The 22538-nt window shown below is 24.2% G+C and carries 18 protein-coding genes; 4 read left to right on the forward strand and 14 right to left on the reverse strand.

Annotated features, from left to right (window positions below; translation table 4 throughout):
* Positions 1-15 precede the first annotated feature (15 nt).
* The 7 genes from recA to fba all read right to left on the reverse strand — a co-directional run bounded on the left by recA (position 16) and on the right by fba (position 5419).
* Complete coding sequence (gene recA, locus ACXX87_RS00695; protein ID WP_458557517.1) at positions 16-999, reverse strand: recombinase RecA; 984 nt, start codon at positions 997-999, stop codon at positions 16-18.
* A gap of 87 nt (positions 1000-1086) precedes the next feature.
* Positions 1087-1488: a CinA family protein gene (locus ACXX87_RS00700; protein WP_436358804.1), complete on the reverse strand. Its 402-nt coding sequence runs from the start codon at positions 1486-1488 to the stop codon at positions 1087-1089.
* Positions 1488-2318: an ABC transporter permease gene (locus tag ACXX87_RS00705; protein WP_458557516.1), complete on the reverse strand. Its 831-nt coding sequence runs from the start codon at positions 2316-2318 to the stop codon at positions 1488-1490. The genes ACXX87_RS00700 and ACXX87_RS00705 overlap by 1 nt, the downstream gene beginning before the upstream one ends.
* Before the next feature lie 2 nt (positions 2319-2320).
* On the reverse strand, positions 2321-3109 hold the full coding sequence (locus ACXX87_RS00710) for an ABC transporter ATP-binding protein (RefSeq protein WP_458557515.1): 789 nt from the start codon (positions 3107-3109) through the stop codon (positions 2321-2323).
* A 2-nt stretch (positions 3110-3111) separates the two neighbouring features.
* The gene (locus tag ACXX87_RS00715) at positions 3112-3939 is read right to left on the reverse strand and encodes an Hsp33 family molecular chaperone HslO (RefSeq protein ID WP_458573086.1); all 828 of its coding nucleotides are present in this window, start codon (positions 3937-3939) and stop codon (positions 3112-3114) included.
* A 51-nt stretch (positions 3940-3990) separates the two neighbouring features.
* A complete protein-coding gene (locus ACXX87_RS00720) occupies positions 3991-4539 on the reverse strand; it encodes a thermonuclease family protein (RefSeq protein ID WP_458559278.1) in 549 nt (182 codons plus the stop codon).
* Positions 4540-4552: 13 nt separating this feature from the next.
* Positions 4553-5419 (reverse strand): class II fructose-1,6-bisphosphate aldolase, encoded by an 867-nt coding sequence (fba, locus tag ACXX87_RS00725; protein WP_458573087.1) that lies wholly within the window; start codon positions 5417-5419, stop codon positions 4553-4555.
* A 116-nt stretch (positions 5420-5535) separates the two neighbouring features.
* Here fba and ACXX87_RS00730 point away from each other — a divergent pair, with 116 nt between their 5' ends.
* The 4 genes from ACXX87_RS00730 to ACXX87_RS00745 all read left to right on the forward strand — a co-directional run bounded on the left by ACXX87_RS00730 (position 5536) and on the right by ACXX87_RS00745 (position 9773).
* Positions 5536-6345, forward strand: coding sequence for an alpha/beta fold hydrolase (locus ACXX87_RS00730; protein ID WP_458560408.1), 810 nt, complete (start codon positions 5536-5538; stop codon positions 6343-6345).
* The gene (locus ACXX87_RS00735; protein WP_458557510.1) at positions 6338-7318 is read left to right on the forward strand and encodes an aspartate--ammonia ligase; all 981 of its coding nucleotides are present in this window, start codon (positions 6338-6340) and stop codon (positions 7316-7318) included. The genes ACXX87_RS00730 and ACXX87_RS00735 overlap by 8 nt, the downstream gene beginning before the upstream one ends.
* 92 nt (positions 7319-7410) lie before the next feature.
* Positions 7411-8667: a GTPase ObgE gene (gene obgE, locus ACXX87_RS00740; RefSeq protein ID WP_458573088.1), complete on the forward strand. Its 1257-nt coding sequence runs from the start codon at positions 7411-7413 to the stop codon at positions 8665-8667.
* Positions 8667-9773, forward strand: coding sequence for a hypothetical protein (locus ACXX87_RS00745; protein ID WP_458573089.1), 1107 nt, complete (start codon positions 8667-8669; stop codon positions 9771-9773). Before obgE ends, ACXX87_RS00745 begins: the two co-directional genes overlap by 1 nt.
* Positions 9774-9816: 43 nt before the next feature.
* Here the strand turns inward: ACXX87_RS00745 and ACXX87_RS00750 are convergent, their stop codons facing one another.
* The 7 genes from ACXX87_RS00750 to ACXX87_RS00780 form a co-directional block, all read right to left on the reverse strand.
* Positions 9817-10806, reverse strand: coding sequence for a glycosyltransferase family 2 protein (locus ACXX87_RS00750; RefSeq protein ID WP_458573090.1), 990 nt, complete (start codon positions 10804-10806; stop codon positions 9817-9819).
* Entirely contained in the window at positions 10790-11806 is a 1017-nt protein-coding gene (locus tag ACXX87_RS00755) for a glycosyltransferase family 2 protein (protein WP_458573091.1), read from the reverse strand. Before ACXX87_RS00755 ends, ACXX87_RS00750 begins: the two co-directional genes overlap by 17 nt.
* Positions 11807-11915: 109 nt before the next feature.
* On the reverse strand, positions 11916-12902 hold the full coding sequence (gene galE / locus ACXX87_RS00760) for a UDP-glucose 4-epimerase GalE (protein WP_458559286.1): 987 nt from the start codon (positions 12900-12902) through the stop codon (positions 11916-11918).
* A gap of 1 nt (position 12903) precedes the next feature.
* The gene (locus ACXX87_RS00765; RefSeq protein WP_458573092.1) at positions 12904-13797 is read right to left on the reverse strand and encodes a UTP--glucose-1-phosphate uridylyltransferase; all 894 of its coding nucleotides are present in this window, start codon (positions 13795-13797) and stop codon (positions 12904-12906) included.
* 67 nt (positions 13798-13864) lie between these two features.
* Positions 13865-21502: a hypothetical protein gene (locus tag ACXX87_RS00770; protein ID WP_458573093.1), complete on the reverse strand. Its 7638-nt coding sequence runs from the start codon at positions 21500-21502 to the stop codon at positions 13865-13867.
* Between the two features lie 95 nt (positions 21503-21597).
* Complete coding sequence (locus tag ACXX87_RS00775; RefSeq protein WP_436358789.1) at positions 21598-22284, reverse strand: winged helix-turn-helix domain-containing protein; 687 nt, start codon at positions 22282-22284, stop codon at positions 21598-21600.
* Between the two features lie 86 nt (positions 22285-22370).
* Entirely contained in the window at positions 22371-22532 is a 162-nt protein-coding gene (locus ACXX87_RS00780; protein WP_436358788.1) for a hypothetical protein, read from the reverse strand.
* Between the last annotated feature and the right edge of the window lie 6 nt (positions 22533-22538).

Genomic DNA, 22538 nt, shown 5'->3' on the forward strand with positions numbered 1-22538 from the left:
TATTTTATAGCATTTTTAATTTTCTTCTAATTTATCTAATACTTTTTGTTTAATTTCTTCAAAAAATGATTGGGAATTTTCTAAATATAATCTTAAATTTACTTTTCCTTGTGCTATGTTTTCTCCATTATATGAGTATCAAGCACCTTTTTTTATTAAAATTCCAAAATCTTCAGCTAATTGTGCAATTTCAGCATATTTTGAAATTCCTTGAGAAAAAATAATTTCCACATTTGCTGTTTTAAAAGGTATAGATAATTTGTTTTTTACTACTTTAATTTTTACAAGGTTTCCTGTTATATCACTTCCTGTTGTTAATTGTGTAGATTTTCTAACTTCCATTCTAATAGAAGAATAAAATTTAAGTGCTCTTCCACCAGGGGTTGTTTCAGGATTACCAAAAATTACACCAACTTTTTCTCTAATTTGATTAATAAAAATTACAGTTGTTTTATTTTTATTTAAAGAACCTGTTATTTTTCTTAAAGCTTTTGACATTAAACGTGCTTGAGCACCTATTGTTTGATCTCTCATTTCCCCATTTAATTCTGCTTCAGGAACTAAAGCAGCAACAGAGTCAACAACTATTAAATCAATTGCACCTGTTCTCACTAAGGTATCAACAATTTCGAGAGCTTGCTCTCCAGAATCAGGTTGTGATAAAATCAAATTATTTATATTTATTCCAAGATTTTTTGCATATGTTGGATCGATAGAATGTTCAGCATCTATAAATGCTGCTATTCCACCATTTTTTTGTATTTCTGCTATTGCATGTAAACTAATTGTTGTTTTTCCTGAAGATTCAGGACCGAAAATTTCGATAATTCTGCCTTTAGGAAAACCTTTAATACCTAAAGCGTGATCAATAGCTATAGAACCTGAAGAAAAAGTTTCTGTATCTACTGGAGGTTTTTCCCCTAATAACATAATTGATTCTTTACCGAATTTTTTTTCTATTTCATTTAATGCTTCTTTTAAAATTTTATTATTTTCCATATTTTTCACCTCTATTAAAATTTCTTAAAATTTACTTTTCTATTGATAAAAAAACAAAAATAGGAAAAAACGTTGAATTTTCCTATTTTAAGATTTTAATTTTAGAAATTTTTCATAAGCAAAATCTACTGCTTGATTAATTATTTGTTCTCTATTTCCGCTTAATAATAAAGGAAAAACTTCATCATTTATAGCTATATAAACTTCGCCTACCGCTTTATTTTCCATAACTGTTGGTCCTGCATTTCCTGTAAATGAAATACAAAAATCTACATTAAAAAATTCTTTGCCTTTTAAAGACATATTAAGTGCAGTTTCTGAATTAACCACACCTTTTGATGTGTTAACACCTAATTTTTCCTTTATTTCATTTTGGTAGGTCACCAATGAACCTTTGAAATATTTAGAAGCACCTGGTTCTAAAACCAATCTACTTGCAAATGCCCCACCTGTAAAAGATTCTACTGAAGCGAATGTTTTTACTTTCATTATTCACCTCATTTAAATTTTTTAACAGAAATTAAAATGAAAATAGCTGCAATTGTTATTCCAATTATTGGAAATCCAAAACTTTGTCATCCCATGTTTTCATATAAATTACTATATCCACCATTTTTGAAAACCTCAAATAAAGGATCTGTGGAATATTTTGTAGGAACTAAATATGAAAAATATTTAATAGCTGGCGCGTATTCTAAATTTGGTTGTCCATTTCCAAAACCTCCAGATAAAAAGGAGATAGGGAAGAAAATTAAATTAGCTACTGATGATGCTCCTATTGTACTATTTATAGTAGAAATTATTAAAAATCCCATAGAAATTGAAATCAAGAAAACAAGAGCAATTAATGGCAAAATACTCAATAATCCTATGTTAAAACCAATTCCAAAATCTAAATATTTATTAAAACCAAGTAATAAGGAACCTAATAAAGGAACTCAAATAATTACAAATAAAGTTCATACAAATTGGTAAAACAAACTAGCAATCATAAAATGTGTTTTACTTATATTGGCAGAACCAATTCTTTTTATAAGTGTTGATTTTTTGAAATCAACTATTATTGTTGAAAAACCTATTAATCCATTAGAAATAATTGTTGAGATTAAAACTCCAACAATTATTGATTTAGCTAGTGAATATATTTGAGTTTCAATGGTTGCTTGAGGTAAACCTGTTTTTTCTAAACTAGATAGTGTGGTTGAATAAGTTACATTTCCTAAAAGTAAGAAAACTAAAAATGGTCAAAAAACAGTAAAAAATGGACCAAAAAATCCTTTTCAGTAATAAGCATTAATTAATTTAAAAATAGCTTTCATATTTATCCTCTTTTTCTTAATTTTTCCTTTATTTTAGTTAAAAAACTTTTATTTTTTGTTTTTTCGTTTTCCTTTTGTTTTTCATCTTCTTCTGAATATACTGTATCAAAAAACTCATCAACAAATGTATCTATATTTCCCTTTGTTCTTAATAAATTATCAATTGTTTCATTTACAAAAATCTTTCCTTTATTTAATATCACAATTTTATTACACATTTTCAATGCTTCAGAAGTATTATGAGTAATTAAAATTAGTGAACAATTAACATTCGCCGCTAAATAATCCATAACATACTGTCTAATTTCTCTTCTTATTTTAATATCTAATCCTGTTGATAATTCGTCCAAAATTAAAAAATTTGGTTTATGTACAAGTGATAATAAAATATTTACTCTTTGTTGTTGTCCACCGGACAATGTATAGATTTGTTTATTTTCTAATTCCTTTAGTCTAAATTTCTTTTTTAAATCTTCAACATACTCTTGACTAACTTGTTCTCTACCATAACTGTCAAGATAAAAATCAATCAACATTTTTACAGTTATTCCATGCGGATATTTAGATTCTTGAAATTGAATCCCTAATTTTAGATTTTCATCTCATCAAACTTCACCAGATGTAGGTTTTTTGATTCTTGCTATGATTTCAACAGTGGTCGATTTTCCTGAACCATTACCACCTAACAAAGCTATTCTTTCACCTTGATAAATATCAAAGTTAAAGTTTTCTAAAACTTTTTTATGTCCATAAAACTTATTTATGTTTTTTAATGAAATAATTTTTTTCATAATTATTTAAAATCCTCTCTATAAAAATAGAAATTTTCTTTACAAAAATGACATTCTACTTCTATTTTCCCATCTTCATTCAGAATCTTGTCAATTTCTGTTTTTTCTATTAATTTTAATGAAGATAATACTTCTTCTTTATTAAATTTACATTCTCAAAAATACTGTTTTTCCTGTAAAAACGTTGCTTCCATTGAGTCTATATATTCATCTAAAGACATATTATCTAGATTATTATTTTTTAAAAAGTTTTCAATTCACACGATATCTTCTTCTGTGTGGCTTGGTAATAATTGAAAAATCACTGAATAAACTCTTTCAAGTGTTTGCTTGTTTTTAAATTTAACACTTGAAATTATTGCTGTATATATTTGTTCAGAAACTTTAAAATAATAGGCTAAATCTGTAACAATATCTGACTTCATTAGTTTAACTTCTCCACCAAAATGTTGAGATCCATTATTTCTTGTAATTCTTAAAAATCCATCATTACCTAAACCAAGAACAAGTGGTATATTTTCAAAATCTGAATCATCTTTTTCTGTAACAATATCATTATTATCTAATAAAGCCCTTAATGAACCATCTGTTCTTGATTCAACAATCAAATTTTTTATTGTTCCATTTTCACTTTTAATAAATGTAGTTACTTTTCCACTTTTTATTGATAAAATTGAAGAAAGTGGACCAAAAACAGAAATTGCTTTTGCTAAAACTAAAGCTGGAAATGGATTACATTTTTGCACTTCAATATTTTTTTGTGCTGATTTTGTTAAATCAGAAACTATTATCCTTATATTATTCTTTATAAAAATTTGAACTTTATCCATAATTTCAAAATTATACCACTATTATTTTTTTAAAATATAAAAACTATTACCTTAATATAAGGCTTTTTCAACTTCTTTTTGTGATGAATAAAATTTTCAAAAACCTAACTTGTTTTTTTGAGCATAATGAAAATCAGAAAGAAGTTGATCATAATAATCAATATCTTCAGTATAAAAAGGAGAAGTTTTATCAATTGAAATGTATCTGACTATTACTAGACCGTTTCTTAATAATTGACGTCCTATATCAATATTATTTATAAAAATTTTAGACACATTTCTTTTATATTTATCTTTTTTAATAATTTGAATTTGAATTTCTTTTTTATCAATCTGTTTTCTTAAAAAATTTCTCGCTAAAAGAGCATAATAATGTTTATTTCCTTTTGTTTCGACCCCATCTCTATCTTTTATTTCTGGAGCGTCTATTCCAAAAAATCTATACCTTTGATTCTTATTATCCGTAAATGTATCACCATCATAGACTGAATTCACAAAATATGTTTTTGTTTTTGTTTCAGTCTTTATAGAGCATGAAACTGTAAAAAAATTAAAGAATAAAAAGAAAATGAAAAGGATTTTTCCTAAAATTTTCCGCATAAAAAAATAGAGTCTATTTAACTCTATTTTCTGATCCAAATTCTTTAATTTTTTCAATTACTGTTTGTCTCATCGCTGCTGTTCCTGGAGCATATAATTTTCTTGGATCAAAGTTTTTTCCTTTTTTAGCTTCTCCAGATTCAACATATGCTCAAATAGCTTTAGCATTTGCTTGTTGTAATTCAGTGTTTACATTAATTTTTGCAATTCCTAAAGAAATTGCTTTTTTAATTTGATCGCTTGGTATTCCTGAACCACCATGTAGAACAAGACCAATTTTTGCTTTAGCAGAAATTTCTTGTAAAGCTTCAAAATTTAATGATTTTCATGAAGCAGGGTATGGACCGTGAATATTTCCAATTCCCGCAGCTAACATATCAATTCCTAAAGCTGCCATTTTTTTAGCTTCTTCTGGGTTTGCTAAATCTCCATTTCCTACGATTCCATCTTCTTCACCACCAATAGTTCCTACTTCAACTTCTACAGAAACTCCGTGTACTAAAGCAAGTTTGGTTAATTTTTTAGTATTGTTATAGTTTGTTTTAAAGTCAGAATGTGATCCATCATACATTACTGAAGTATATCCTTCTTTTATAGCTTTAACACAAGCATCATATGAACCATGATCAAGGTGTAGAACTACTGGGATGGTTATTTTTAATTCACTAATTAACCCTGTAACCATTCCATAAATGGTTTTAAAACCACCCATATATTTAACAGCACCTTCTGAAGTTGCAAGAATTAAAGGTGATTTCATTTCTTGAGCTGCTAATAAAACTGTTTTTGCTCATTCTAAATTATTGATATTAATGTGTGGAATAGCATATTTTCTTTTATATGCATCTTTCATCATTAATTTTGCGTTTACTAAACTCATTTTTCTCCTTGTTTATTTTTATTATGCTTATTTAATTATATTTTATTTTTGAAGAAAATTATATAATTTAATAAAAAAGTATTTTTTAAAATTAAAAGAAAAAGGAAAACTAAAAAATGAAAAAAATAAAATATGATTATCCCTTTGTTTTCAAAGATAATAATCAACCCAAAAATCCCGTAATTTTTGTTCATGGTTTTAATTCAAATCACAGCAGACACAATGTTTTTATGGATAAATGAACTTTAAGTGATTATTATGCTATATCTTTTCCTGGAAATGATTTATTAGAAGCTAAAAATAACGATGAAATTAGCGTTTATTCTTTTGCAAATCTTTTAATTAAATTTATTAAAGAAAATAATTTAAAAGATGTGGTCTTAATCGGTCATTCTATGGGTGGGGGAATAATTTCTCTTGCTTATTTACAAGAACCATCTTTATTTTCAAAATTAATTTATGTAGCACCAATGAACAAATCTTCACTAGTTAAAAAAGAAGATTACTTTAATTCTTATTTTCCAAAAACTTTTGAAGAATATAAGACATTTTTGAAAGCTTTGTATTATGATCCAACACCTTTATTTATGAATAAAGAGTTTATCGAAAAAGAAAAAAATAATTTTGATCCTTATCTATTCAACAATCCAACTATAGTGAAATTAGGGGAAAGTTTGCCAAATATAAATTTAATGAATAATATAGAAAAAGGTTTAAATTCAATTAAAATTCCTACTTTATTGTTACTTGGAGAAAAAGATGCTGTTATAGACAGGGAAAATTGTATAAAATATTTTTATAATAATGTTAAAAATATTCAAATAGAAGTTTTTGAAAAAGTTGGGCATATGATTTACTATGAAAACTTTGAAAAATATTTTAATATAATTAAAGATTTTTATTTAAAAGGAGAAAAAAATGAATAAAACAAAATTAAATATAAAAGAAACACAATTAGCAATTCAAAACTTAAAAAAAATATTTCAAGAAGAAATTAAAAAAGAATTAAATCTAACTAGAGCTACCGCTCCTCTTTTTGTTGAAAAACAAACAGGGTTAAATGATGGTTTAAACGGAGAATCACCAGTAAGTTTTACCACTAAAAATAGTGATGTTAAACTAGAAGTTGTTCACTCACTTGCTAAATGAAAAAGACAGGCTTTAAAAGACTATAATTATGACTTTTATGAAGGTATTTATACAGACATGAATGCAATCAGAAGAGAAGAAGACTTAGATGAATTACATTCATACTATGTAGATCAATGGGACTGAGAAAAAATTATAAAAGCTTCTGATAGAAATATTGATTTTTTAAAAAGCATTGTTAATAAAATTTACAAAGCAATTTTGAAAACCAAAGAAGAATTAAAAAAGCAATTTCCCGTATTAAAAGAAGAATTAGTTAAAAATGTTTTCTTTATTTCTTCGCAAGAATTAGAGGATTTATATCCTAACTATTCCGTTAATGAAAGAGAAAATTTAATTACCAAATCAAAAGGAACTGTCTTTATTTATCAAATAGGACACAAAATGAAATCAGGTTTGATTCAATCATTAAGAGCGTTTGATTATGATGATTGAAATTTAAATGGTGATTTAATAATTTATTCTCAAACTCTTGAAAAAGCAATTGAAATTTCTTCAATGGGTATTAGAGTAGATTCAGAGTCCATTTGTACTCAAGCAAATAAATCAAAAGCAGAAGTGGAAAAAATTTCACCATATCACTTTAATGTTGTAAACAATCTTTTACCTTTAACAATTGGGGGTGGAATAGGACAAAGTAGATTAAGTATGCTTTTACTTGAAAAACAACATATAGGTGAAGTACAATCCAGTTTTTGACCTAAAGAATATAAAGAAGAATTAGCAAAAAAAGGAATAAAACTTTTATAACAAGTTTGATTCTTTCTTTTTTATTTGTGTAAATGTGTTATTATTTAAAATACTAAATAATATTAGCATTTATTTATAGATATGGAGAATTAATGAAATTTATAGATGAAGTAAAATTGAAAGTACAAGCCGGAAAAGGCGGCAATGGAATGATTGCTTTCAGAAGAGAAGCACACGTTGATCGTGGTGGCCCTGATGGCGGTGACGGTGGTAATGGAGGTTCTATTTATTTTGTAGGAGATCCTGGAATGAACACCCTTCTTCCTTTGTATTTAAAGAAAATAATTAAAGGAAATGACGGGGAAAATGGTAGAAGAAAAAATCAATATGGAGCCGCTGGAAAAGATATTTATATCAAAGTACCAATAGGAACTCTTATTTATGATGGAAATAAATTGTTGCACGATATCATAACAGAAGAAAATTATTTAATAGCAAAAGGTGGTAAAGGTGGAAGAGGAAACACTAAATTTAAATCTTCCAAAAATACTGCTCCCAAAATTAGCGAAAATGGTGATTTTGGTGAAAAATTTAATCTAACTCTAAATTTAAAAGTTTTAGCTGATGTCGGTTTTTTAGGAAAACCTTCAGCTGGAAAATCTACAATTTTATCTAGAATTTCAAATGCAAAACCAAAAATTGCAAATTATCATTTTACAACTTTAGTTCCACAATTAGGACTTGTTCAAGTTTTTGAAAATTCCTTTGTTGCTGCTGATTTACCAGGTTTAATTCAAGGAGCGGCACAAGGTAAAGGACTTGGAATTCAATTTTTAAAACACATTGAAAGATGTAGAGTTATCGCTCATATAATTGATTTTGGTGACGAAACTAAGAATCCAATAAAAGACTATATTGAAATTAATGAAGAATTAAAAACTTATAATTTAAATTTAGAAAAAAGAAAACAAATAATAGTTGCTAATAAATCAGATCAAGAAGTTTTTAAAAAGCAACTATCTAAATTTAAAAGGAAATTTAAAAATTTAGAAATAGTGGAAATTAGTGCGATTGAAAATAAAAATATTGATACATTAAAAATCAAACTTTGAGAAGCATTAGAAAAAGAAAAAACCCCTATTTTTGAAAAAACTTTCTCTGAAGTTACAATTACTTTAGAAAAATATCACGAAGTTAAAAAAATACACGAAGGACTGTTTGAAGTGTTTGGTCCTGAAGTGGAAGAAATTTACAACAAAATTCCTATTGTATCACATGATAATTTAATGAGATTTAATCAAAAACTAAAAGAAATTGGTGTTTGAAATGAACTTATTGAACTCAACATACAAGCTGGTGATGTAGTTAGAATATATGAATATGAATTTGTTTGGGAGGATGAACAATAATGGAAGGATTTATTGGTTCAATTTTAAATACATTAAACTCAATGAAAGGTTCTTCACCACATATTTGAGTTCCAATTTTATTTGCTTTTTCTATACTTTTTTCTTTAGTTACCGGTTATTTTTTAAAACTTAAATTTACCATTTTTAAGTTTGTTTCCATAATTATAACTATAATTGGTACAGTCATTTTTTATAGCATTGCTAATAAATATGCTAAAGAACATTTTGATGATCCGGAAGGTTTTACTACTTTAGCTGCAACAGTAGTTGCATTAATAGTTTATTGAATTTTTAGATTTATTTTCTTTACAATTGCACTAGTAATAGCAATTTTCAGTAAAATTAAAAAGAAAAAAAGCAATAAAACTTTTACTAAAATAAGCAAATTAATTTATGGTGGTGTTTTTGCAGGAACTAATCTATTGTTAACAGTGCCAGGTGCTCTTCTGTTTTCTAATGTATTGCTTTTCCCTTCTGATAAAAAAACAAGTTATTCAAATTCTACAGAGATTGGTGTAAAAATACTGACAGGTGGTAAAGGTACAGGAATTCATAACTTATATGGAATTATTAAAAATGGAGCAGATCTTGCAACTAATATTAACAAATTACAAGATTTATTAACCAAAGATTATAAAAATTTAAGCGAAGAAGATAAAGAAACACTTAAAAAAATATTAACTGATGTTTCTAATTTAGTTAATGATCAAAGAATACAAAACATTGTATTTCCAATTATAAAAAATCAATTTGAATCATTTAATGTAGAACCTACTTTAAATGAAGTAGTTGATAAAACCATAAAAAGATTAACTGCAGATCGCCCAGATTACTTAGTAGCAACAGCAGAAGAAAAGAAAAAAATTGTTACTGAATACTTAAAAGAAAATATACAAAAATTATATAATGAAGCAAAATTAACAAACCCTGACATTGATGAACAAAATGCAAAAATTAAAAACTTACTTTCTAACATCAATGACAAAACAGAAAAAAAACTTGTTGATTTTGTAACTCCTTTAATAAAAAGTGAAGAATTAAAATCAAAAGTTGATATCCAAAATGCTTTAGAAACAATTATTTCTTTCTTCAAACATAAAGAATAAAAGTAAAAACAATCCAGTGCATCAAAGCACTGGATTTTAATTATTAAAAATCTCTTTTAATATGTCTAAATTTATCATAACTTCTTAATGAATTATTAAATTTAAATGTAAAATCTTTTCTATATTTAGAAAGTTTTGTTTCTAAATCATACTTATCAATAAACTTATAAAATTCTTTTAAAGCATCTTGAAATTTTTTGTCCATATTTTGCTTATTTTTATTATAGAAAATATGAATAAAAATTGAACATAAAACAGTTTCTTCAAATGTTTTTTCAAATAACTCATATTTATTTCTTATTTTTAATTGTAAATACAAGTAATCTAAATTTTTTGCTATTCCTACTATTTTATCTGTAGTATGACTTTTAAAATCTGCATTTGAATTTCAATCATATTTATACAATTTTTTATGAATATAATAAATATTATCAGTTAATAAAAATAAAACCAAAGCAACAGAAAATTCTTCATAAGCATAACCTAAATAAAAAGGTAAATATAAACTTTTATATCATTCTTTATTAATTATTTTATTTCAAATAAAAGTAAATTGCTCTACTTCAAAATTTATATTTTTTCTGTATTTTTCCCTTATAAAAATTCTTTTTTTAAATAGATTTATAAGTAAATTATTTTTATTACTAAATGAAAAATCAGAAAGGATTATATTGTATTTTTTCTCTGCTGAATACAATACTTTATTAAATTCTGAAATAGCATTAGGTTCAAGTTCATCTGTAAAATTTAAAAAAATAAAAAATTCAGTTTCACAATTATCAATTAAGTAATTTTTTATGTGAGAACTTTCTGAGTGTTGAACAAAATCAATAATTTTTATATCAATATTATTTTTATTTTCATCTTTAAATTTATGTAGAACTGTTTTAGTATTATCTGTAGAACCATTATTTAAAAACAATACATTAAATCTTACATCTGTTTGCTTAGTTATTGATAACAACAAATTTTTACAAGTTTTCTCTCCATTAAAAATCGGTATCAAAATAGTTATTTTATTCTTTGTTTCCATTAAAATCTTTCTGTAAATTTTCTAAATTGTATTTTTTATATCTTAATTTTTCATAATTAGAAAAAGCAATATTAAAAAGAGAAAAAAATTTAGTTTTATATTTAATTATTCGTTCATCAATTTGATATTTTTCTAAAATATTATAAAAATCAATTAAAACTATCTGAAACTCGTTTTCTTTATTTAAATTATGGTGAGCTCAAAAAATATGAGTGAATACTTTTCTTATAAAATATTTTTCAATATTTTCTTTATATACATTAAAAATGTTTCTTTTTTTAAGTTCGCTATATAAGAAATCTAAATTTTTAGTTATACTAACTATTTTTTTAATATTATGTTTTTTAGATAAACCTTGTAAATTTAAATCATATTTATATGTTTTTTTATTAATGTGATAACTATTTATTGTCGATAATAACGAAATGAAAGAAATAGGAAAATCTTCATAATTATAACCAACTAAAAAGGAAATGTCTAAATTTAAAAATCAATCTCTATTTATAGCTTTGTTTCAAATAAAAGCAAGTTGATCTTGTGTATATTCAATGTTATTTTTGTATTTAGGTTTTGTTAAAATTTTTGTTTTTGCTAAATTTAAAATGGGAATATTTTTAAAAATTAATGAAAAATGAGCAGTAATAATATCATATTTATGACTTGAATAGATGGGTTTATTAAATTCAAAAATGGCATTTTTTGTAATAAGATCATCTGGATCTAAAAATAAAAAATATTCTGTATCACAATTGTTTATTAAAATGTTTCTAGCATTTGCTAATCCGCCATTTTTTTCTAAATTTATTATTTTAATATTAAATAAATCATCATATTTATTTTTAAATTCATTTAAAATTTCTAAAGTGTTGTCTGTAGATGAATCGTTTAAAAAAACTAAATCAAATCTCTTATCTGTTTGTTTAATCAAGCATTTAAAAACTCTTTTATAATACTTATTTTTATTGAAACAAGGAATCAAAATAGATAATTTATTTTTCATTTGTTCTCCATTTATTTTTAATTAATTTTTATTAAATAATAGTATTACAATTTTAACACATACAAATGAAATAAAAATTAACTTTGTAAAAAGTTAATTTCTTATACTTTTATTTGAGATTTTTTAATTTTTTTCTTCATTGAATTTCGTGGTTAATCATATCTTCTAAACTATATTTTAATTTAAATCTTAATTTTTGCTGAATTTTATTTGAATCTGAAACTAGGAAATCAGGATCTCCTTCTCTTCTTGCTCCAAATTTAAAATTAATTTTTCTATTTAAAATCTTAGAAAACATATCTACTACTTCTTTATTAGAATAACCTTTATTGCTTCCTACATTAAAAATTTCACTTTTATGTTTATCTAAATATTTATCTAATAATAAGTGTGCTTCTGCTAAATCTTTTACATGGATGTAATCTCTTGTACATGTACCATCAGATGTATTATAATCATTACCAAAAATTTCAAATTCTTCTTCTTTTAAAACTTTATTTGCAATAACAGGTATTAATAAAGAATAGTTATTGGTTTTAGAAAAAAGACCTGCTCTTATTTGAGGATCTGATCCAGCAACATTAAAATATCTTAAAATTCCATATTTAAATTTTTCATTGGTTTTAGCGTAGTCTTTAATAATTTGTTCACAAAAAACTTTAGAGTTACCATAAGGATTTATAGGTTTCTTTGCATTATTTTCTTTGAAAGGTAATCCTTTGCCCTTTCCATAAACAGCAGCAGTAGATGAAAATAACAATTTATTTATAGAAAATTTATCCATTAAAGTTAAAACATTAATAATACCATTTATATTATTTCTATAATAATCAAGTGGTTTAGTAACTGATTCTCCAACTTTTATAAAAGCAGAAAACATAACTACTGTATCAATTTGATGATTGACAAAAACTTTTTCCATTTCATCAATATTGTTATGATCAATATTATAAAAAATCATATTTTGATCTAAAAATTCTTTATTTCCAGAACTTAAATTATCAATAATTATAACTTTATAGTTGTTATCTAAAAGGTAATAAGCAAACACTGACCCAATGTAACCTGCACCACCAATTAATAAAAAAGTTTTCATATTATTTTATCTCTTCTTTTTCTTTTATAAAGGATTTTATGCTATTTTTTAAACTATTTTCTCTTAATGCATAATCAATATTAGCTTTAACAAAACCTTCTACTGAACCTAAATCATATCTAATTCCATCAAGCTCACAAGCATAAATTTTTTGAGTTTCCATTAATTTTGGAAAAGCATCTACTAGCTGAATTTCACCACCAAAACCAGGTTCTAAGTTTTTTAATATTGGCATAATTTCTGGTGTAAAAATATATCTTCCAATAATTGCCTTGTTACTTGGTGCTTCTGAACGCTTAGGTTTCTCTATGGCATCCATTATTTCAAAAACTTTTCCGTGTCCTTGATTAATATGTTTAGGAACTACAATACCATATTTATGTACTTCATTTCATTCTACAGCAGATACTCCTAAAATAGAACATTTATATTTTTCATATTGTTCCATAAGTTGCTTAATTGCTGGTTTTTTACTGCTATAAATTAAATCATCACCTAAAATAACAGCAAATGGTTCATTCTTAATTTTTTTAGCAGCAACTCAAATAGCATGACCTAATCCTAGTTGTTCATCTTGGTGTATTTGTTTAATTTTAATATTAGGCTTTTTAATAAAATTAGTTCTTTGCAAATCATTTAATAAATCAGTTTTATTTTTTTCCACTAATTCTTCTTCTAAATCATAATTAACTCTAAAATAATCCATCATCCATTCTTTTCTAGGTGAAATAATAATTCAAATTTCTTCTATTCCGGATTCAATAGCTTCTTCTACTAAATAATCAATAGTTGGTCTATTTAAAACCGGTAATAACTCTTTATGAACCGTTTTAGTAAAAGGTAAAAATCTAGTTCCTCACCCAGCAGCTGGTATAATTAATTTTTTTATTTTCATATAAAAATTATATATATAATTTCTGTTTTTTTATTAAAATTAAAAAAATAACCGACATAGTTGTCAGTTACTTAACTCTATTCATTTTAATAACTTGTTGCACAAGTGCATCTCCTGGGAAATCCATAATTGTGATTCCAGAGATAAATCTATGATCTTTTTCATAGGTTTTTAGAAGATTTAAAACTTTTAGATTAGCCTGTTCAGCTAATCTAAAAATTGTGGTAGGTAAATTAGTGTGTGATGTGAAGTTTAAAAATAACACTCCTTTACCTTTATACTTGGTACTAATGTCATATTGTCCTTTGATAGCGTCATATTTGTCATTTGGCGTAGCTTCAAAGTTATCTTGTGTATAAAAAATATAAGGTTTTGCTGCTTGTCCACCTGAGTTATATTTTGGACCTCAAGAAGTATCGGTTGTAATTTCAGGATCTAGATCATTGAATATCATCATTTTTCCTCTTAAATCAGCAACTGTTGGTCATAAAGTTCCTTTGTATGATTCTCTTTGATATAAATAATCATAATGTTTTAAAAGAGCATTTTCGAATTTTTGTCTATATTGTTGTCTAAACTGTGCACTTTGACCTGGTTTATAATCTTCACTTTTTATTCTTAATAATAAGAATTCACTTGGGTGTCTTTGTAAGAAATAAGCAAAATCTCTTACAGCATTACTTAAGTTTGTTGTAGCATAAGTTACACCATGTCTTAAATTCATATTTTCATCAATTCTTAAGTCAAAAAATCTAATTCCTTGTTTTAGTTGTGTATCATAGTTATTAGCTTGTGTTTTTGCATAATCCTTACCAAAAAAGTAATAGAAACCTGTTCCTGAAAACATCGCACTATCATGAGTTCCTGGAATACTTAAATCTGAAATTCTCGCAGAATCATCTAAGGATTTCATTCAATCTAAATTATTTAAACTTGTTCCACTATAGTATCTAGTGTGCTCATCTTGATTATGTGGTTGATCATAGTTATAGTTTGGTTTTGGTTTCGGAGCAGGAGTTGGTTCAGGATTTGGTGTTGATGGTTGATTATTTGAAGGTTCTTCAATTGTTGGTTCTGGATAATCTGGTTCAGGCGGTGTTCCATCTGAAATTAAAGGTTTTGCCCGTTTAAATGGTTTAAAATCATCTACATTTGGAAACTTAATTGATACATTATCAAATAAAACATCGGTTATTCTAAAAATTCTATTATTATATAAAGAATTAGTTGAAAGAATTATTTTATTATCATAATCAAGAGCTATATCTTTAGATTTAGCATAAACCGTTCTTCTAGCCTCATTAACATCTTGAATTTTGATTTTGAGTTCTTTTTTGGCTGTAAATAAATCTTGATTTTTAAATCTTAAAACAAAATCTGCACTAACTCCATAATCAGATTCAAGATTTTTAACTTGAATTGATGCAACTTCTAATTTTCTAGCTTCTGTTCTAAAGTTTTTAACTACTTCTGGTTTGATTTCCAAACTTCTACCATCATAAGTAATACTTTGCAATACATATTCAGTATTATCGAGTAAATTATCAAGACTTAAACTTATATTATTATTAAGTAAAACGATATTTGTAAATCTTTTAGAATAATTATTATTAAAATTTAAAACCAATTCTTTTGTTTTATCAAATTGAGAAGCGTTTTCAAAAGAAATTATCATATTAGCACTTGAAGTTGTAATATGTTCTGTAGAAATGTTTGAAACTTTAATTCTTTGTGGGTTGTCTTTAGTTGTGAAAGAAATAGTTCTAAAAGATGAATCTTTTTCCATTGACTGATTGTTGTATTTAACATTATTTACTGTATAGTGTGTATTAAAATCTAAATTATTTAACATTAAATCAATTGTTGTACTATCAATTATTCTGAAATTATCAATATTTTTTTCACGATTATTTAATACAACAGTTAATCTATCGCTAGTTGAAATATCTTTTGTAGATCTTAATTTTAAAGTTAATTTAGCAGAAGCAATTTGAACATCACTGCTTTGTATTGTTTTTAATAAAATATCCTTTTTAGTGCTAAATTCTCGTGTATTAGTATTTATTTGAAGATCAATATTCTTGTAATTGATTCTGCTTATTCTATAAGTAGAATTACTATCTAAATTATTTAAATTTAGTGTTATATTACTATTATTAGAACTTAAAGTTGCTTCTTTACGAATTTCTGTATTAGTATTATTTTTAATCAAATAAATAACTAAATTTTGATTTTGTTCTAGTCAATCAGTGTTAGATAAATTTATATTTAAATTTGCTGAATTATAAGTTATATTACTAAAGTTTAATCCGCTAACTACTGTAACACTTTTTGCTGTGGTAAAACTTATATAAACTCCAGAATGATTTAAAATTATATTACCTAATTTTATATTTTTAAGTGTATAAGTGGTATTTGGATTTAATCCAGAAATGATTTGTGATAAAGAGTTGTTGGTGATTAAATTGTGTGAAAAAGTTTTCACTAATCCATTAGAAAACTCTAAAGTTATATTTTCATTTGAATTTAAATATTTAGGATTATTAAATACAACATTTATACTTGCGGAATGCTCATTAACATTAGCAACTGAATAATTATTAATTGATACAAAATCATCTGTTCTAAAATTAATTGAGTTTTCAATTAAATTTTTATTTTCATATTTAATTTGAGTTATAGAGTAATTTTGTGATTCGACTAAATTACTTAAATTTATTGTTACTATATTATTGTTTATAGAATAATGAGAAATTGTTTTAGTTTCCCCGCCTTGAAATTCGATTATAAAGGGATTGTAGGTATTAATGTCTTTAATAGCTCTAAAATTTAAATGTAAACTTGCTGAATTTAAAGTAATATTATCTATTGAAGTGCTTGTTATTTTAACATCTTTATTAGTTGTAAAATAGTAAGGAGAGTTCTCTGGTAAAAGATTAATTTCTTGGTGTTTTACATTTTTAACTTTATATGTTGTATTACTAATTAAATTATCAAAAACAAAGTGAATTTGATTATTCTCAACACTAAATGCATTAAAAGTTTTACTTATGGTTTGATTGTTTGAAGTATTTAGTAACTCTATTACAAAAGGATGATGAACGTCTATTCATTCTTTATTTGAAAAAGTAAAATTTAATTTTAAACTATTATAACTGCTTAATAAATTATTGATACCTAATAAAGAAGAAATTCTTTGTTTTGTTTTAAAATTGATTGTTTCATAATTATTTAATAAACGAATATTTCCATAATTAATAGATGTTATCTGATAATCTGTAAATGCAAATAAATTATCTAATTGAAAAGAAACTTGGTTATTGTTTAAAACATAATGAGCAAAATTTTTACTTGTGCCATTAGATAATACTATAGTTATAGGTTCTGAATTATTTAAATCTTTATTATTTTCAAATGTTAAATTTAAAGTTGCAGCCTCTGCTGTAATATGATCAACTGACTTACTTAGTAAATGAATATGTTTTGTAGTTGCAAAAACATATTGTGAATTACTATTTAAAATATTTTGTTGCTTATGTTCAACTTTGATTATTTGATAATTTGAATTGCTTTCTAAGTTTTGAAAAACGAATTTAGCTAAATTATTTTCAATATTAAAATGTGCAAATTCTTGTCTTACCACTTTATTATTAGATAAATTTTTTAATTCAAATGTTAATGGGGAACTTAAGTTCATTCATTCTTTATTTGAAAATTCAAATGCTAAGTTTAAAGAGTTATAACTTTTGTTATCTTCTGTAACATTAACTACAGAAGAAGCAGTTTGTTCTGTTCTAAAAGAATTAACATTTAAGTTATTTAAAATGTTTTTTCTATTGTATTTTATGGAAAAAACAGAATAATTTGTATAAGGAACTAAATGATTTAAATGAAGTGAAATAAGGTTTCCTTGTTTTTCATAGTTTATGAATTCCAAGGTTGTACCGTTTGAAAATTCAACAACAATAGGAACAGTATTATCTATGTCTTTCAATGAGTTAAAAGTTAAATTTAGAACTGCAGAATTTGTTGTTACAGAGTGAATAATTCCATTTTCTAAATTAATATTTTTGGTTGTTTGAAACACAAAAGAATTTGTTGTAGTTAAAAGTTGTGTATTTTTATGCATTATGCTCTTTAATTTATAAATTGTATTGCTTTCTAAATCGTTAAATGTAAATTTAGAAGCTTTGTTTATTAAATTAAAAGGGTTAAAAGTTTTAGAAATTTCTTCTTTTGTGGTATTTTTCTCTAAAACTATTGTTATTGGTTTATTTATCTCTATTCACTCAGGATTTCTAAAATTTAAAGTAAAGTCTATGGAATTATAAGTGCTTGAATTTTGAGTTACATAAGAAAGAGAACTTGGAATTAATAATGTTCTAAAGTCAATTTGCTCATTACTAATTAAATTTTGGTTTTTATGTCTTATTGATAATATTTTATAAGTGGTGTTTGCTGATAAACTTTCCAAACTTAATGAAATACTATCATTTTCCTTTTGATAATCATTAAATCTATATGAATCACCATTATTTAACTCTACAATTATAGGTTGTCTAGAGTCTACATCATTTATATTTTCAAAAGTTAGTACTAAAAGAGCAGAATTATGAGTAATGTTGGTTATTCTTTTATTAGTTAAGTTTAAATTAGGAAGGGTTTCGAATGAAAAATCCCTTTCTTTTTCTACATTATTATTATTTAATGTTATTTCTTCTAAAACATATAAAGAGTTTGAATGTAAATTATTTAAGTGTAAATTTAAACTATTATTTAAAATTTTAGAAGATAAAATTGAAATTGATTCTAAGTTTGAGAATTTTATATTGAATATAGAATTGGAATTGTAAATTAAATTTTCGAAATTTAAAGTTAAATCCACTGAATCAGAAGTTATAGAATTTACAGTAAAATCCCGTATTTTTGGATTTTTTAGAGTTTTAAATTGAGTATTTAAATTACTAATATTAATCTCTTCATTATCAATCATTATTGAATTAATAGAATAATTTCTATTAGGTTGTAAATTATCAAAACTAATTTCTAATTGATTAGAATCATTCAATATAAAAGAAGTTTGAAAATATCTCTCATTATTATCAAGTGTTATATTTAAATGTTTATTAACGTTTTTATCTATTACATTTGTAAAAGTTAAAATTACAGTTGCAGATTTTTGACTTATGTCTTTATATGAAATATTTTCAATTTGCAAACTGTTTTTTGTTTGAATTGTTGGAAAACTATGATCTAAAACCACCGTTTCTTCATTATATTTAAAATTAACAACGTTATAAGTTGTATTTTTGTTTAAATTATCAATTGTGAAATAAATATCATTTCCATTTACTTCATAGTTTTTTGCTTCTTTTTCTTCTTGCTGTCCTGAGTTGGATAAAATTAATTTTATTCTATTTCCTTTATCAAAAAGACTAATGTTATTTAAAGAAACTTTTATTTTAGCACTATTTTCTGTTGTATTAATAACTTCAAAATTCTCCATTCTTAAAGCTGAAGTATGAAAATTTCTATTTGTACTTTCAATAAATATCTCTTTGTTATTTTTGTAAATTTTATTTATGTAATAGCTAGTGTTGCTTTTTAAGTTGTTTAATATAATAGAACTATTTGAAGCTCTTCATTCTTGTGAAAATTGTTGAAATTGTCCTTGTTCATCTCTTGTTTCTATTACTAATAAATCTCCGTCTATAAAGGCATTTCCTTTGTTAAATGATAATTGAAGTTGTGCAAAGTGTGTATTTAAAGATAAAATTTGTATGTTAGTATTTTTTACTTCTTCCTCTTTTGTTTTAAAAGAAAAAACGTTAGTTGGATTATAAACTACATCATTTATTTTTAAATTTTCTATTTGATAAGTCGAATTTTCATTTAAATTACTTAAATGAATTTGTATTACATTATCTTCTTTTGTAAATTCAACATTTTTATAATCTTCTTCATTAACTAATTTAATTTTTATATTTTCAATATCATTATTATCTAAATTATCTGATAAGTTACTTAATTGAATAACGGCTGAATTTGTTGTTGAACTAATTTCAGACAAAGTAATATTTTTTTCATGTTCAATAACGATATCAGATGTTCTAAAAGAAAAATTAGAAACTTTACTTTTTAAAACATTCCCTTCAACTTCAACTTTTTTAACTTTATAAATAGTAGAAGGTAATAAATTATAAAAATTAAAATGTTCTGATAAAGAATTTTCATTATTATTGATGGTAAAATTAAATTCTTTTTCTTTTATTTCTTCCCCTTCTTTAAATTCTAAAGTTATTGTGATAATTTTTGAAGTAGAAAAATATTCTTTATTACTGAAAATAAAATCTAAGGTTGCTGTATTTGTATCCTTTTCAACTAAAGAAATATTATTTATAATAGGTGCTGAAAGTTGTGTTTTAAAATTAAAAATAGGAAATTGAATATTTTTATCATTGATTTTTATATATTCTATGAAATAGTTTTGATTATCCATTAAATCATTTAAAAGTAACTCTATATTTTTGTTTGTGTTGGAAAAAGTAAAAACAAAAGGTTCTATTTTTTTATCTAATTTTATTTCAACTTTTTGTAGCTCTATGTTTTCATTTAAATCTAAAACTAATCTTGCACTATTGGTTTCAATATCTTTAACTTTTATATTGGAAACAAAATAATGTTTTTCTAAAGTTTTAAAATTAAAATCACTATTATTTAGATTTCAAAAATCTTGATTATTTTTTATAGTATCTATTGTATAACTTGTGTCGCTTTGTAAATCATCTATAACAAAAGTGATTTTATTTTCAAACACGGAAAAATTATTGATTCTTTTTTCTTCGTTTCCATTTTTACTTCTTAAATTAATAAATATCTCTTGATCATTGGAAATTAAATTTGAATTATCAATAGATATTTCTAATTTGACTGAATTTTCTTTATTTTTTAGAACTTTAAAGTCTCTTAAAATTACTTTTTGTTTTTCTAAAGTTGTGAATTTAATATTTTTTTTCAATATGTTATGTTGATTATACATTATTTTAGTTATTGTATAATCAGTAGAAGCAATTAAACTTTCAAGTTTCAAATCAACTTTATGGTTATTTATATGAACATTAGAAAAATTTTGAGCTTTTCCATTTAAAAATTCAATGGATAAAGAATTAAAATGATTTATGTTTTCTTCAAAATCAAAATTTAAAGTTGCTTCTGTTTCTTTAATATTTATAATCTCTGTATTTTGGGCAAAAAATTGTTTATTTGTTTTAAAAGTTTTTTTAGCTAAACTATTTATTTGTAAAGGTTTGTTGTCTACTTCTATTCCATAAATAGTATAATTAGTATTTTCTTTTAGTTTATTTATTTCTAAAACAATGTTTTTATCATTAAATTTTCACTTTTCAGCAACTGCTTTTGTACCATTACTTAATTCTAAAGTAATTTTGGAACTTGGTGAAATTTCAAATTTATTTTCAGGTTGTAAAGAAACACTTACTGAATTTTCAGTAATGTTTGCAAATTCTATTTTATTTACCTTGTTAATTGATGCTTTTTGATCTCCAATAATAGGGTTTTTTTCTATTTGTTCCTTTTGTTTTTTAAAAAAAGCAAAAGGAAGAGTTGCAGCTGTAGCAATAAAACCAGGCACTAAAATTAATAATAATATTAATAATGATTTTTTCTTTTTATTTTTTATTTTCATCTCCGCCTCTTCTTACACTCATTTCTTTATTAAATGATACTACAAAAATCGTTTTAAAACAAAAGAAAAAAACATATTTTTTATATGTTTTTCCTTTATTTAAGATTTTTTTCAGTATGGAAGAATGTGAAGTATTCTGGATGAACTACATAACGCGATGCTACTGAAATACCGGCTTCATCATATCCCCATGCATAGATAACAACAAGATATTCAAAACCTCATTTATCAACTTTTTCATATTTTAATTTATAAGCCATTTTAGTAATTGCTAAAGGTGTTTTTACTAAGTGTTCTAGTATTGAAAATTGTTGATCCATTTTTTCTGGAAGTTCATATCTTCTTGATACATAATGTTCTGCAACCATTATTTCTTCTTTGTTTTTGTTAAAATATTGTTTTCTAAAAGCATTGAATCCAAGTAAGAAAATTATATTTTGACGATAGAATCATTGTGGTTCATCGCCTTCAATTCTTTCTATTTTTTGTGTTGTGGAATATTCGTATTTAATTAAAGATGAATAAGCTTTAGCAAGACCACTAAAATTTTCAGCTACATATCTTCCTAATTTGCTTCTTGTATAAATAGCACCTATTCCTTCTAGTTGTTGATAAGCATTAATTGCTGTTATTCTAGATACACCAAATTTTTCCATTAAAAAGTGCTCTGAAGGCATCAATTCATTTGGTTCTAAAACTCTATTTTTAATTAAATATAATAAATATTCTATTAATTCGCTTTTTTTAGTTTTAGATTTTTCTTTTTCAAATTTTTCTTTCATATTAATTTAATTATAATACAAATTATGTTATATGTAAATAAATTACTTATATATATGTTGAATATATCTAATGTTAGTTTATATATTTATATAAAATTACCACTTAGTAATTCTATAAAAACTTTAAAAAATCCTCAAGCAGAGAAAACTGTAAAAACTATTCCTAATGCAACGGTTAAAGAGATTAAAACTCATTTTGTAGAAACTGAAACTCTTTTTTTAACTTTTTTTACTTTTTCTTTTGTCATAATTAA

This window comes from Mycoplasma sp. 613B (genome assembly GCF_054343485.1).